We start from the raw sequence: 13,719 nt of genomic DNA, 5'->3' as shown, positions 1-13,719 counted from the left end.
CCTTCAAGGGGAGTCACATCGGCACCCAAAGTGCATGACCCGCCGATTTGCCCCTGGGTGAAAGTCGTGCCGCGAGTCGTCGTGGTCCGCACGACGCAGCCCTGCCCGCTAGGACGACCTCGGCATCCGGATCGGACGGTGTAGTGGCGGCGAACTCCGGCGTGATCCGCGCCGTGTCATCGGGAACCGCGCACTGGGTCGGCTGCGGACGAGCGACCGGTCCGGCCGACACTACCGGCGGGTGGTCGATGTACTCCAGCGGGAGACTGTCCTTCGCCCGGGTGTTCTGGACGGCGCTGGTCCACTGCAGGTGACCCGTGATGACCTTATTGCCTTTGGCACCAACGACCAGGCCCGCCTCGGCGGGGTCGCCGGTCGGCCCGCTAAGCAGGGCCTCACCGTACACGCCGAGGCCGACGGGGTTGCCGGAGTATTCGGCGCTGCCGGTGAACGTGAAGAAGGAAGCGTTGCCTCCCGCGAGCGCGCCCGAGCTGCGCACCAGCTCGGTGGGTCTTGTCGACCCCTGCCAGGTCGGGTCCATACGTGGCAGTCGGGTGCCCGCGGCTGATCGTGGGGGTCGATCGTCAGGGCGTTGATCATTTACGGGTCCGCGGGTGATGGTGGTGATTTGATCGATCGGCGCCGAGTCGACGCTGCGAACGATGCGGGTCAGCGTGACGCCGCGGGTAAGGACCTGACTGCTGCGACTTTCCGCCAGGCCAGCATCACCCAGAGTAGGGAGACCTCGTCGGGCACGGCGTACGCCGGGGAGGGGGCCAGGCCGAGGAGCGCGGCCATCACGGCGCCGGCGCCGAGACGGGGAGTGTCCACCAAGCCGCGGCTACCAGGCACCGAGTCTGCCAGCGGCTTACCCGGGCCCTCATCAGGCGGATGATGTCTTTGTGCCAGATGGTGGAATAGCTCGGCGGTGTGGCGTCGGCCGCCTCGATGCCGTCGACGCCACACCGGCAGTCAGGAGGAGCAGGTGTTGAGCATGCTCTGCAGAGCGGACTTCTCCGAGGACTGCAGCCGCAGACCCCACACGTACTTCGAGGTGATCCACATCTTGCTGTAGGTGCACCGGTACGACGACAGCGGAGGCTGCCACGTCGACGGGTCCTGGTCTCCCTTGGCCTGGTTGACGTTGTCGGTCACCGCGATCAGCTGCGGGTGGGCCAGATCGTTGGCGAAACTCTGCCGCTGACTGGTCGACCACGAACTGGCGCCGGAGCGCCACGCCTCGGCCAGGGGGACGACGTGGTCGATGTCGACGTCGGACGCCGCCGACCAGGTCGCCCCGTCATACGGGCTATACCACCGGGCCGGAGGTGGCCTGGCACGACGAGTTCACCACCACAGAGGTGCCGTCGCGCTTGAGGACCTGCTCGCCGGTGTCGCAGCTTCCGCTGACGGTGATCCAGTGCGGGAACAGGTCGCGGGAGTAGCCGGACATTGATCCCTTAATGGCAACGGTGAGGGCGTTGAGCTGTGCCTGCGCGGTGGCCTTCGACGGAATGGCGGGCGGGGTCGCCGACGCCGCCGTCGGCCCGACGAACGTCATCACGGCGGCGGCGAGGACCGCGAGGGCGGCGGCAGCACGCCGCCCTCGGCGGATGGAAACAGGAATGGTTGCCGAGCCGAGCATGTGCGCCTTCAGCTCATCGAGACCGATAAAGTTCACGATCTTCGATGCAAGCTGCGGGGGCGCGGCGGCTGCGTGAAGCGGCGTCAGCGCAGGAGTGACGCTTGGGCAGCGCAGGGTGGAGCTGTTTCAGATCTTTATTGCATGAGGAACGGGGCGTCATCGCCGTCGCCTGCAACGCTTCGCCGACTCCCGACGCTGCGCCGTCGTCGTCAACCGGGCTTACCTTCAACGCCCTGGCCGCCCGCACCCGGTCGGCGAACCCCACGCTTCCTCCCGAGCGGTCTTCAAAGTTACGTCTCGGCCGGTGCCACGTCACGGCGGGCTACGCATCAAGCCGGTGTGCCGTCAACGCCCGCACGCGTGGCAGGCTCGCGAGACTCTGCAAACGCCACGTCGGCGCTCGCGTTGTGCCGTGGGCACCGCGCTTGCCCCTGCTATCCCGACCTTTACGACCCCGCCACGCCCGACACAGACGGCGATGAGGACGACGACCCCGAACCGCTCGACCTTCCACGACCGCGACACCGTCGGCTGAAGCGCCGGCATCGCCGGGCGGCTTCGACCGTGGCCCGCGGCAATGGCCACAAAATCATCCGGACATCACTCTGACAGCTGCTTAAAACCAGGCAGATCACCCAGGGACTCAGCCCAACGTCGGCCTTACAAACGGCTGTATCGCAGGCTGAGGGCGACCCATTCACCTATTGTGGTCATGCGAGCACGGAAGGCACCGTCAGCGATGTAGGTGCGGGAAGCGGCGGTAGCACTGCGCGCGTCAACGACGACGGGGGCGCAAGAGACATGTTTTTGAGGTATACGGCGGACACGGCGGCAGCGGCCTGGCTCGCGAGTTCGCGGACTCCGGCGGACCAGCTAATCACATTTGGGCTCTCCGGCTACCAGGCGTACGCCCGCCTGCGGTACCTCCCCGATCCAACCGCGCCCAATCAGCTCGAGACCGACGCCGATATTCCGTCCGACGCGAGTTGTGGACGCCGCAGGCACGACGTGCGCTGTTGCCCTAGCGACCCGGCGGCGCGCCCGCGGTCGGGTCGTGGCCGGAACGCTCGGGTTCATCGCCGGGTTCGCCGTCGTGTTCGTCACCGCCGCCGTGGCGTTCAACGCCGCCGGCCGAGCCTGGTCAACGCCCGCACCATCGAGATCGCCGCCGGAGCGCTGACCGTGCTGCTCGGCGCCGGGTACCTCGGGGCGTTCCCGTTGCTGCAACGGCAGGTCCGCGCCACCCGGCTCCCCTCGGCCGGGTTGGCGAGCGCACCCGTGCTCGGCGCGACGTTCGGCTTATCCTGGACGCCGTGTGTGTCCCCCACCCTCGGTGCGGTGCTCGGCCTCGCCGCGGTGCAATCCTCCACGACCCGGGCCACCGTCCTCGCGCTGGCCTACTGCACCGGTCTGGGCCCGCCGTTCCTGCTCGTCGGCCTCGGTCTACGCCGCGCGCTGACCCTCACCGGCTTCGTGCGCCGCCACCACCGGTGGGTCACCCGCGTCGGCGGAGCGCTGCTCGTCGCGATCGGGCTCGCGCTGCTCACCGGGGCGTGGAGCGACTTGATGATCTGGCTGCGCAGCACGGTCGGGCCGGGGCAGATCGGCATCTGACCCGGCACCCGCTCGACGTGCCGCCGTAAGATCCGCGCTGTCAGCGGCGGGCCGACCAGCGCAGCGAAGGCCGCGATGTTCGGTCCCCGGTGTGTCGGCCCTGCCCCATGTCGGCCGGGTTCGTCGGCCCGGCCCCTGACGGCGTTCGAGCCGTCGGTGGCCGTGCCCGCCGGCCACCCAGAGGCGATTACCGTGATCGCGTCAATCCGCAGCGGATTCCACGCGCTGCTCGACGCCGAGGACGACATTGTGGTGGTGGGCGAGGCCGCCGACGGCCGTGACGGGGTGGCCCTGGCCCAGCGGCACCTACCCGATGTCGCGCTCATCGACATCCAGATGCCCGTCGTCGACGGCATCGAGGCGACCCGACGCATTGCCGCCGACCCGGCCCTGGCCGGAGTGCATGTGGTCATCCTGACCAACTACGGCCTGGACGAATACGTCTTCGACGCGCTGCGGGCCGGCGCGGCAGGGTTTCTCGTCAAGGACATCCAGCCCGAAGACTTCCTGCACGCCATCCGGGTCGCCGTACGCGGCGACGCGCTGCTCGCGCCGTCGATCACCCGCAAACTCATCGACCGGTACGTCATCCAGACACCGCCGCGGTCCGACACCGGCGCGCTGGCGCTACTGACCGCCCGCGAACGCGAGGCCGTCGCCCTGGCCGGACACGGCTTGTCCAACACCGAGATCGCCGAGCGGATGGTGATCACTGCGGTGACCGCCAAGACCCACGTCAACCGTGCCATGGCCAAGTTGCACGTCCGCGACCGCGCGCAATTCGTTGTGCTCGCCTACGAGTCCGGTCTGGTCGTCCCCCGCGGCCATTGACGGTTACTACACCTGATGAGCACACCGTCAGGTCAGTGCCGCAAGTGCGAACACGAGGCCGGCGGCGGTGAGGTAGACGATGGCGACCGGCAGGTTGCGGGGTTGCTCCTTGGCGGCGCCGAGCCGCTGGTAGACGTGGTGCAGTCGTTTCCGTACCCGGTCCCGGCGCATCGCGCCGGCCAGGAGCAGCAGAACGCAGGGCAGGCAGTACACGAGGGAGTAGCCGGCGAGGGCCGCGGTCGCGGGTAACGGGTCGAGGTCGGCGTTGACCAGTCGTTCGACGGCGATGAAGTAGGGAAAGGCATTAGGCAGGTCCGCTGCGGTCATAAGCACGCCCAGTAGCGTCGCCGTGCCCGGATTGACCCAGCCGGGCACAGTGACGGCCGGGCGGGTGCGGTCGCGAAGTCGTTTGATCCCCACGACGGTGAGGGCGATCGCGGCGAGCGCGAAAGCGCCGCGTCGGAGCCAGAGCAGGCCGTCGCTGACCGCTGCCGTGGCGGCATCGGCCCCGGCATAGAGCAGGACACCGAGACCAAGGACGGTGAGATAGGCCCCGGCGACGAACGCGGCGGCGGCGCGCACCGGTCGTGCCAGCGGGGCCAGCAGTAGTAGTGCCACCCCGGCGATCGTGGCGGGGTTCAGGGCGTCGAGCGCTGCCAGCCCGACCAGGCCCGCCACCAACGAAGCGCTCACCGATCGCTCTTGGGGGGTGGAGCGGATTGGTGCGCCGAAGCGCGCTTTCGCCCCGGTTCGGTCAACGTCGGCGACGCCGCGGTGCCGGCCTGGTCGGTGCCGGCGTGCGCGAAGCCGACGGCCCGCTCGGGTTGCGGAGTGTTCCCCTCGATGTCGAGGTGGGGCAGGGTGCGGTCGAGCCAGCGGGGCAGGGTCCATGCGCGTTCGGCGAGCAGGGTCATGGCGGCGGGAACGAGGGTCATGCGGATGACGAAGGAGTCGATGAGGACGCCGACGGTGAGGGCGAAGCCGATGGATTTGATGACGGGGTCGTCGGCGAGGAAGAACCCGGCGAAGACGGCGGTCATGATCAGGGCGGCGGCGGTGACGACGCGAGCGCCGTGGGTGAAGCCGAGGTGTACGGAGTGACGGGCGTCGTTGCCGTGGAGGTGTTCCTCGCGCATGCGGGAGACGAGGAACAGTTCGTAGTCCATGGCCAGGCCGAACAGGATGCCGATGAGCAGGATCGGTAGGAAGTTGAGGATGGGGCCGACCTGGTCGACACCGAGCGGGCCGGCCAGCCATCCCCACTGGAAGACGGCGACGACGGCGCCGCCGGTGGCAGCGATGGTGAGCAGGAATCCGAGGATCGCCTTGACGGTGACAACAACGGAGCGGAAGGCGAGAGTCAACAGGATCAGGGCGAGGGCGACGATGACGAGGACGAAGACAGGAAGGGCAGAGTAGAGGGTTTCGGAGAGGTCGATGTTCGCCGCCGTCGTGCCGGTGACGGAGATCGTGGCGTTGTACCGCTGCTCAAGCCCGACGGCACGATCGCGGATGCGTTCGACGAGGTTGGTCGTGGCTTCGTCGGCCGGTCCGGTAGTGGGGATGACGGTCAGTAGGGCGGTGGTGCCGTCAGGGGCGACGAGCGGCGGCACCGCGGCCGCTACGCCGGGGATCACCGCCAGGTCGCGGGCGGCGGCCTCGGCTGTTCCAGTGACGTTGTGGTCGGCCTCGACGAGGACAATCAGGGGGCCGTTCGCGCCTTGGCCGAATCCCTCGGCGATGAGGTCGTAGGCGCGGCGGTCGCTGCGGTCGGTGGAGGCGGACTCGCTGCCGGGCAGGCCGAGACGCAGCGATGTCAGCGGAAGCGCGACCATGCCCAGGGCGCTGATGCCGAGTAGCAGTGTCAGGATCGGGCGGGCGGTCACCAGCCGGACCCAGCGGCGGCCGGCGGTGCGGTCACGCGATGGTACCGGTAGGGGTCGGCGCCGGACCTTGATCGCGTCGATGCGGTCACCGAGCAGACCGAGCAGACCGGGTAGCAGGGTCACCGCAATCAGGACCGCGACCAGGACCGTGGCGGCGGCGGCAAGTCCCATCACCGTCAGGAATGGAATGCCGATCAGGGACAGGCCGGCCAAGGCGACGACCACGGTCAGCCCGGCGAAGACCACCGCGCCCCCCGCGGTGGCGATGGCCCGAGAGATCGACTCGCGCACCGGTATTCCGGCGGCGAGCTGACTGCGGTGCCGAGAGACCACGAACAGGGCGTAGTCGACGCCGACCGCGAGGCCGATCATCAGGGCGAGAACCGGTGCCGTGGACGACAGTTCCACGACGCGCCCGACCAGCAGGATCCCGAGCAGGCCGATCCCGATGCCGACCAGCGCGGTCAGCAGCGGCAGCCCGGCCGCGACCAACGTACCGAGCGTGACCAGCAGAACGATCAGCGCGACAGCTATGCCGATGATTTCACTGGTCAAGCCCATCTCGGCGGCAGCGACAGCCGCCTCTCCACCCACCTCGACGATCAGGCCCGCCGCCCGCGCCCGGTCCGCGACCGCGTTCAGCGCGTCCCGGGTCGCCGGTTTGAGCGCGTCGACCGCGACCGTGTACTGCACCGAGGCGTACGCGATCCGTTCATCCGCAGAGACCGCACCCGTGACAAAGGGGTCGTCCACCGACGCCACCTGCGGCCCGGCGGCGAGACCCGCGACCGCAGCTTCGACGACCTGCCGATCCTGCCCGGTGTTGATCGTTCGCCCGGCTGGCGCGGCGAACACCACTTGAGCGCTGGTGCCGTCGGCACCCGGAAAGGCCGCGCCGAGCCGGTCGAGGGCGTCGAACGCCTCAGTACCCGGCAAGGAGAAGTCGTCCGTCGTACGAGTGGAGCCCGATGCCACCGCCGCGCCCATCGCGGTCAACACCACCAGCCACAGGGCCACCACGCGCCAGCCGTGGCCCGCGCAGGCCCTACCCAGCCGATACAGCAGTCCCGACATGCCCACTCCCTCGTCCACGTCGCACCGGACCGAGCGACCGTGGCCAAGTATTGCACAACTGCAACTTTGCAGATGTGCGTCTCGTCGGGGATTAGGATGCGACACGTGACCGGGATCCGAGAGCGGAAGAAGACCCGTACGCGCCACGCCCTACACCAGGCCGCGCTACGCCTGTTCGCAGAGCAGGGTTACCTGGCCACCACCATCGCGGAGATCGCCGCCGCCGCCGACGTGTCGCCGCGGACGTTCTTCACCTACTTCGACACCAAGGAAGCCCTGCTCTTCGAACACCTCGAACCCCTGTTCGTACGCTTGGAGCAGCGGCTCGCCACCCGGCCAACCGGCGGGACGGCGCTACAGGAAACCCGCGCCTGGCTGGTGGACGATCTTCTCGCCGCACCGATCGACGAAGACGCCGACCGGCTGCTCGACCAACTCAGCGAGGAGATCCCTGCCGTCGCCGCTCACGGCACCGCCGTCATGGCACGCATCGAGATCATCCTCGCCGCCGCGCTCGCCACGGACCTCGGCAGCAGCGCACAGGACCCCACACCACACATGGTCGCCTCCGCCGCCGTGGCTGCCCTCTACCGCTCCGCCATGACCGGCGACCACTTTCACCCGGACACCAGGAATCCCGAACACACCATCGCCCACTTCGACCGGGCCCTGCGCTTCATCGAACACGGTCTCGACGGTCTCCGACGCGACGACGACACTCCCCGCTGATCCGCTGCGTTGCCTTGGCGTGGCTAACCCACGCGACCTCCGACCCCGGCGTCTTGCTCAGTGCCCGAAGATCACGCCGACGGAGTCACCGGTGCGCCAACGCCGGCAAAGATCCGCTTCGATCGTGTCCAACATGCCAGCCGACCCATCCGTGCTATGACTCACCCACCTACCAGCACCGTTGCATTGATTACCTAAACCCAGGTCGGCTCTCTTCGTGGCCGAGCTCGACCGCCAGAAGCAGGCTTGTGAGACTCATTGACGAGCAGCAAGCCCGCTTTGGCGGAGTCGAGCCGACCCGCCGTACCCTGGGTCTATCGGCGCGTTCGGGCAACCACTCTTCCGGTGCGAGCAGCAATCGAATGGATCGACACCTACGCCAACAGCCGCGGCCCGGCTACGCCTACTACCAGACCCGCAACCCCCGCACCGGCCTGGCCAACCAATGCTGGAAAGACTCCCCCGACGCCATCTCCTATCGCGACGGCCGGCTACCCGGCTTCCCCCGCGCCACCTGCGAACTGCAGGGCTACGCCTACGACGCCAAACGCCGCGCCGCCCGACTTGCCCGCACCATCTGGCACGACCCCGGATACGCCGACCAACTCGACCGCGAAGCCGACGCACTCAAACAACGCTTCGACCGCGACTACTGGGCCACCCACGGCGGCTACTACACCCTCGACGCCGACGGCAACCAAGTCGACGCGCTGTCAGCCAACATGGGACATTTGCTGTGGAGCGGCATCATCGACGACCGCGCCACCCGAGTCGCCGACCTGCTGCTGTCACCGCGAATGTTTTCCGGATGGGGCGTCCGCACCCTCGTCACCGACCAGGCCCGCTACAACCCCATCGGCTACCACATCGGCACCGTGTGGCTATTCGACAACTCGATCATCGCCTGAGGCCTGTGGCGCTACGGCCTGCGCGGGCACGCCGGACAGATCTGCGCCGGCATCCTCGCCGCCGCCCGCCACTTCGACGGGCGCCTGCCCGAAGCCTTCGCCGGGTACGACCGCGACCTGACCAACTGCCCCGTCCAATTCCCCACCGCCTTCAGACCACAAGCATGGTCCGCCGGCGCACCGCTGGTTCTCCTGCGCATCATGCTCGGCCTCGACCCACTGGACGAGCACCTCATCATCAAAGCCGCCGTACCACCCGAACTCGGCCGCATCGAACTGCTCGACATTGCTGGCACGTGGGGCAAGATCGATGCCCTCGGACGAAGCCGTCAAACTTGAGCGTCAAGAACGAGCGCGCAAGCCAAGGGCCGCCCAATGGCCCATACCAGCCTGGCTCGCCGTCAGTCCAAGCCGGACGGCCCACAGGTCGAGCCGCCGACAGGAATTGTCCAGCCGGCCGATCATGGCCTTGGGCGGTCGCGGCAACGGCGCAAGCAGCCCGGCCACGAACTCCCGGACCCGGCGCCGAGGTTCAGGCCGGCAGAAGCGCGCCGCGACAACGTCCATCAACTCACTGAACAGCTCAGACCTCTTCTGAACGTCTACTCTGTAGCGGCAGCCACCGCCGCATCTCTTGAGGTCCACACAACCCGTGAGACTCAGCAGTGGCTGCTCGCTGTCTACGGGCGAACCACCCACCACCACAGGCCCGAACGGATCTCCTGCTGGAGGTCCTTAGCCATCACCGGGAGGACACGACCGCTAAGCGCACGGTGAATCTATCGGTGCCGACGTCGGCGGATCCGCATGGAGGCGTCAGAAGGTGATTCGGATCTTGACCGCGCTGCGGTCGTCCATCGCGCGGTATCCGTCCGGGACCTCATCAAGGGAGACGGAGCGGTCGAAGATCGGAGACGGGTCGATCCGGCCAACCAACACGTCGGCGAGCAGTTCCGGCAGGTACGCGCGCGCCGGGGCGACGCCTCCGCCGACGCGGACGTTTCGGTTAAACATCTGCCGGATATCCACCCCGGCGCTGCCACCGTGCGGCACGCCGACATAACCAACCGCGCCGCCGTCACGGGCGATGGAGATCGCGGTACGCATCGACTCCTCGGTTCCCACCGCCTCCAGCACCGCGTGCGCGCCCTGCCCCTTGGTCAACTCCCGCACCGCGGCGATCGCCGCGTCACCGCGCTCGGGCACCACATCGGTGGCCCCGAAAGCCCGCGCGATGTCGGTGCGAACAGTGTGCCGACCCAACGCGATGATCTGATCGGCACCAAGGCGACGAGCAGCGAGCACCCCACACAGGCCCACCGCGCCGTCGCCGACCACCGCGACGGTGGCACCTGGGCGGACCCCGGCGGCCAGGGCCGCGTGGTGTCCGGTGGCCAGCACGTCGGAGAGCGCCAGCAGAGCGGTCAGCAACCGGTCGTCCCCGGCAGCCTCGGCCGGCAGTGCGACCAGCGTTCCGTCGGCGTACGGCACGCGCACCGCCTCACCCTGCCCGCCGTCCGAGCCAGGCTCACCCCAGAACCCGCCGTGCGGGCAGGAGGTGTGCAGACCCTCGCGGCAGAAATCGCAGGTGCCGTCGGACCAGACGAACGGAGCCACCACCAGGTCGCCGCGGCGGACCGAGGTGACCTCGACGCCGACCTCCTCCACAACCCCGAGGAACTCGTGACCGATGCGCTGGCCGGACTGCCGCGTGGCCACGCCGCGGTAGGCCCAGAGGTCGCTACCGCAGATGCAGGCAAGCACCACGCGCACCACGGCGTCGGTGGGATGACGCAGGGTCGCGTCGGGCACCTGTTCGACCCGGATGTCGTTCGGCCCATGGATGACGGTAGCGCGCACGGGGTCCTCACTACTGGGGTAGGTTGACGTGCCGACGGAGCGAGCCGCCGCACGAAGGCTAGCGCCGCCGACCGGTCGCCCGGTCGGTCGTGACGGTCGTGGTGACCCGGCTCACCCCGGGGAGGTGGTTGCCAACTCACCGACACCGACACCGACACCGACACCGACAGCGCTGCAGCTGGCGCTCGCCGACCGAGTCGTCACCGCGGAGGGCACGCTGATGGTGGAGTCGCGCACCTTCCCGGCACCGCCGCGACGATTCACGTGGTCCGCGTGGGTGTGGTGTAAGGGTTCCGGCCTGCAATCGTTGATCATGCTCGGGCGCGGGGTGCCGATGTCGGTGATCCTGACCCCAGGCCAGACTGGAGACAACCCGCAGCTACTCCCGCTGCTCGACCAGATCGCCGTCAGCCGCGACGGACCTGGGCGACCCCGGAAGCGACCCGAGCGGGTGCTGGCCGACAATGCCCACTCCCACCCACTCGCCGCTGAGTAGTCGACAGACCCGATCTCGCTCACCTCTGGCAGCTGGCCAGGGCTCCGGTCGGTTCGGCTGCAGCGTTCAGAAGCAACTGTTGCAGGTTGGACAGCTACCTCGGCTGGACCGTCCAGTGCTCGCGGTTGCCGATGGTCAAGGCGTGGTGGTGGACTCGTGTCGGCCCGAAGCCGCCTCGATCACTTCGTCCAAGACCTCTCGCGACCGGAGAAGGTCGATGATCATCCGATTGACACGGGCTCGTTCCGTGGTCAGGTCGGTGACCAGCTGCGGTGTGGCGATTGTGGACGGTCCGCCGTCTGAATCCCGCATGCAGGGAAGCAACTGCGCGATCTTCGCGCTGCGTAGCCCTGCGGCGAAGAGCTCCTGGATACGGATGACCCGGTCGACCGCGTTCTCGCGATATTCGCGATGACCGCCGGGGGTTCGCCCGGCTTTCAGAAGCCCCTGCTGCTCGTAGTAGCGCAGCGACCGCTCGCTGACGCCAGTGCGCTCGGACAGATCACCTATTCGCATTCCTTCACCTCACACGCCTGGCACTTGAAGCTGACACCAATGTCAACTGAGGGGTGTGAGTCCATCGATCGCCCGCACGTCATCAGCCCGCGGACGCGGACGCAGCAGCGTGTCAGGCCACCGGCACTGGCCGCCGCTCGGCCGCCACCGTCGCCGACGCGACGCATCCAGAGGCGCGCGATCCGACGTTGCAGGAGAGCAGCCCGCACGTCTAAGGCGCCCGGGACGGGGTCGATGCCGCGCTGCGCGCGTTCCTTGAGCCGGTACGCCTTGGCGACGCCGCTCTGACGCTTGTTGGCGATCAGGTGCAGCTGACAGTGGTGGGCGAAGGAGTCGACGATGAACCGCCGGGCAATGTCGTCGAACTCGATGCGCCCAGCGCACAGCTCCGTGGTGCGGACGATCCAGGAGACGAGGGAGACGGTGACGATACCGGCGATGAACAGCCCCGAGATGGCGATGCCGTCGGGCTTCTCTATCACGTTCTCAACCAGCGCGTACAACAGCACGGAAGTCCGGGCGGACCTCGTGATCCTGACCCGGCTCGTTGAGCTTGGCGATGGCAGCCTGCATGAACACGAGGTGGCGAACTACTCGGCTGGGAACGCAGCCGACTGTCGCGGCAGATTCTCGGGCATGTGACGACAACGAGTCGTGCCTCGTGATGCAGACCATTGAGGGCAACGGTGCTGTCTCGACCGAGTGGCCGCGAACGTGGCACCTTGGCGAGTCGACCAGGTGCAGGTCGCCGTCACGAGGGTCACCGCCGTGCGGCTCGCGATCGGTCTTGATCCAGAGCCACGCCTCGGTCTCCACGAGCACGAATCTAGCGGCGATCGGCGCGAACATCCGGTCACTGCCGCTGTCCGCCCGAGTGACAGTTCTTCCTACCCCCATCTGGGCAACGATGAACGAAGATTGTCCAGACACGAACCCGCCCACCAGCCGGCAGCGGCCACACAACCGTGCTGGCACGGGCCTGACCACGATGGAAGTGATCGCGATGCCTATCGGCCGGCTCCACCATCTGATCGTGGACTGCCCTGATCCGATGGCCGGGGCGCGGTTCTGGAGCGAAGTGCTCGGCGACCCGATCACCTACGCGGACGAGGACTTCGTCGTCGTGTCGGCCAGCACGGCGACGTCCGGGCTGGCGTTTCAGCGCGCCACCGACTCAAAGCCGTCTACCTGGCCGGACCCGACCGTGCCGCAGCAGATGCACCTTGACGTGATGGTGGACGACCAGGAGGCCGCGGGTGAGGCAGTGCTCGCGCTGGGTGCGCGGCGGTTGCCCGGCGACCACGTGTACGCCGATCCCGCTGGCCACCCATTCTGCCTGATCAGGCGCCCTACCTGGGCGCCGCCGCTGAATTGAGCTCAGCCCTGGCGCCTGCTTTGAAACAGCGCGGCTCTCTCCGGCCGCCACCTGATCGTTCAGCCGACGGGCAACTGCCACGCGCGGCAGTCTCGGGAACCCGCGGCTTGATCCGCCGCGCCCATCTGGCGCGATGCGCGCGGCGACTCGGACTTTGACCAGGCAGCCTTTGCACCCGCGGTCGATGGACAGCAGGGGTGCCGTCGATGGTCACGAACGCCTTGGGCGCAGCAGCGTTGATCGCTTCCTGCAGTAGGTCGAATGCCTGCTGCGACTTCGTGCCTGGCATCGAGAACGTGTCGAGGGCGGAGACGGCGAAACCCATGCCGCCCAGCGCGATGATCCACAGGAGGACGACGAGGCCACGTCGTCGGAAGCAGAAGTCGCGCATCCCGGAGAGGAACGTCGCCACGGAAAAGACCAGCCTGTCGGAAAGGGTGCATACGCCGAGTCTGCGCGTGCCGCGTCCCCTGCTGAGAAATGTGCGGGTCGAAGGCTGGTGGCCGGCCGCCTTTGGATCTTTTGGCTCGCCGGTGTGCGTCCTGGTCGGTCTTGCTCTGGATCGTCGCGGCGATGCCCCGTCGGCGCAGATACTGGCGGTTGGCCGTCGACGTGTACGCCTTGTCGGCCAGCACCCGGTTCGGTGGGTCCTCGCGGTGACCAGGCGGGGAACGCGGATCGCGGCCAGGATCGAGCAATCACGCCGGCTGAGCGTGCGTCCGTGGCCGCCGGAGGTTCGGTTTACACGTGCGAATACAAGTACCTATGCCTGTGGGCCGACCCGG

10 protein-coding genes and 5 pseudogenes are annotated in these 13,719 nt (G+C 68.2%); 6 read left to right on the top strand and 9 right to left on the bottom strand.

Features of this window, described 5'->3' with window-relative positions:
• Window positions 1-47 precede the first annotated feature (47 nt).
• Window positions 48-798 (bottom strand): annotated as a pseudogene (locus ACLJN9_RS29560) (phosphodiester glycosidase family protein); the annotation flags it as partial.
• 174 nt (window positions 799-972) lie between these two features.
• Window positions 973-1,645 (bottom strand): annotated as a pseudogene (locus tag ACLJN9_RS29555) (HNH endonuclease family protein).
• 1,182 nt (window positions 1,646-2,827) lie between these two features.
• Here ACLJN9_RS29555 and ACLJN9_RS29550 point away from each other — a divergent pair.
• Complete coding sequence (locus tag ACLJN9_RS29550) at window positions 2,828-3,259, top strand: cytochrome c biogenesis CcdA family protein (protein ID WP_410814954.1); 432 nt, start codon at window positions 2,828-2,830, stop codon at window positions 3,257-3,259.
• 156 nt (window positions 3,260-3,415) lie between these two features.
• Entirely contained in the window at window positions 3,416-4,090 is a 675-nt protein-coding gene (locus tag ACLJN9_RS29545; RefSeq protein WP_410814953.1) for a response regulator, read from the top strand.
• Window positions 4,091-4,117: 27 nt separating this feature from the next.
• Here ACLJN9_RS29545 and ACLJN9_RS29540 read toward each other — a convergent pair whose 3' ends face one another.
• A complete protein-coding gene (locus ACLJN9_RS29540; protein ID WP_410814952.1) occupies window positions 4,118-4,783 on the bottom strand; it encodes a GAP family protein in 666 nt (221 codons plus the stop codon).
• Window positions 4,780-7,050, bottom strand: coding sequence for an MMPL family transporter (locus tag ACLJN9_RS29535; protein ID WP_410814951.1), 2,271 nt, complete (start codon window positions 7,048-7,050; stop codon window positions 4,780-4,782). The genes ACLJN9_RS29540 and ACLJN9_RS29535 overlap by 4 nt, the downstream gene beginning before the upstream one ends.
• Before the next feature lie 105 nt (window positions 7,051-7,155).
• On the opposite strand from ACLJN9_RS29535, the gene ACLJN9_RS29530 reads away from it, so the two are divergent.
• Together ACLJN9_RS29530 and ACLJN9_RS29525 are read left to right on the top strand one after the other, a co-directional pair.
• Window positions 7,156-7,779, top strand: a complete 624-nt coding sequence (locus ACLJN9_RS29530) for a TetR/AcrR family transcriptional regulator (protein ID WP_410814949.1) — start codon at window positions 7,156-7,158, stop codon at window positions 7,777-7,779.
• Window positions 7,780-8,103: 324 nt separating this feature from the next.
• Window positions 8,104-9,026, top strand: a pseudogene (locus ACLJN9_RS29525) (amylo-alpha-1,6-glucosidase); the annotation flags it as partial.
• A 477-nt stretch (window positions 9,027-9,503) separates the two neighbouring features.
• Here the strand turns inward: ACLJN9_RS29525 and ACLJN9_RS29520 are convergent.
• The gene (locus ACLJN9_RS29520) at window positions 9,504-10,547 is read right to left on the bottom strand and encodes a zinc-dependent alcohol dehydrogenase family protein (RefSeq protein ID WP_410814948.1); all 1,044 of its coding nucleotides are present in this window, start codon (window positions 10,545-10,547) and stop codon (window positions 9,504-9,506) included.
• A gap of 220 nt (window positions 10,548-10,767) precedes the next feature.
• Here ACLJN9_RS29520 and ACLJN9_RS29515 point away from each other — a divergent pair, with 220 nt between their 5' ends.
• Complete coding sequence (locus ACLJN9_RS29515) at window positions 10,768-11,043, top strand: transposase (RefSeq protein ID WP_410814993.1); 276 nt, start codon at window positions 10,768-10,770, stop codon at window positions 11,041-11,043.
• A 135-nt stretch (window positions 11,044-11,178) separates the two neighbouring features.
• Here the strand turns inward: ACLJN9_RS29515 and ACLJN9_RS29510 are convergent, their stop codons facing one another.
• Together ACLJN9_RS29510 and ACLJN9_RS29505 are read right to left on the bottom strand one after the other, a co-directional pair.
• Entirely contained in the window at window positions 11,179-11,559 is a 381-nt protein-coding gene (locus tag ACLJN9_RS29510) for a MerR family transcriptional regulator (protein WP_410814947.1), read from the bottom strand.
• A gap of 206 nt (window positions 11,560-11,765) precedes the next feature.
• Window positions 11,766-12,074, bottom strand: a pseudogene (locus ACLJN9_RS29505) (amino acid transporter); the annotation flags it as partial.
• A 473-nt stretch (window positions 12,075-12,547) separates the two neighbouring features.
• Here ACLJN9_RS29505 and ACLJN9_RS29500 point away from each other — a divergent pair.
• On the top strand, window positions 12,548-12,934 hold the full coding sequence (locus ACLJN9_RS29500; protein WP_410814946.1) for a VOC family protein: 387 nt from the start codon (window positions 12,548-12,550) through the stop codon (window positions 12,932-12,934).
• Here ACLJN9_RS29500 and ACLJN9_RS29495 read toward each other — a convergent pair.
• Both ACLJN9_RS29495 and ACLJN9_RS29490 read right to left on the bottom strand, forming a co-directional pair.
• A complete protein-coding gene (locus ACLJN9_RS29495) occupies window positions 12,909-13,346 on the bottom strand; it encodes a hypothetical protein (protein ID WP_410814997.1) in 438 nt (145 codons plus the stop codon). The two genes, ACLJN9_RS29500 and ACLJN9_RS29495, sit on opposite strands and share 26 nt — an antisense overlap.
• A 43-nt stretch (window positions 13,347-13,389) precedes the next feature.
• Window positions 13,390-13,596, bottom strand: a pseudogene (locus ACLJN9_RS29490) (IS5/IS1182 family transposase); the annotation flags it as partial.
• Window positions 13,597-13,719: the final 123 nt, after the last annotated feature.

It is taken from the genome of Micromonospora sp. 067-2 (assembly GCF_046549295.1).
In the GTDB taxonomy this organism is placed as follows: Bacteria; Actinomycetota; Actinomycetes; order Mycobacteriales; family Micromonosporaceae; genus Micromonospora.
The sequence above is the reverse complement of the archived record's forward strand: the minus strand, read 5'-3'. Positions and strand labels throughout refer to the sequence as shown.

What these genes read in the sequence shown, in the direction of transcription:
- ACLJN9_RS29510 (WP_410814947.1), bottom strand. Translation starts at nt 11,559, where the DNA reads ATGCGAATAGGTGATCTGTCCGAGCGCACTGGCGTCAGCGAGCGGTCG.
- ACLJN9_RS29515 (WP_410814993.1), top strand. Translation starts at nt 10,768, where the DNA reads ATGGTGGAGTCGCGCACCTTCCCGGCACCGCCGCGACGATTCACGTGG.
- ACLJN9_RS29535 (WP_410814951.1), bottom strand. Translation starts at nt 7,050, where the DNA reads ATGTCGGGACTGCTGTATCGGCTGGGTAGGGCCTGCGCGGGCCACGGC.
- ACLJN9_RS29500 (WP_410814946.1), top strand. Translation starts at nt 12,548, where the DNA reads ATGGAAGTGATCGCGATGCCTATCGGCCGGCTCCACCATCTGATCGTG.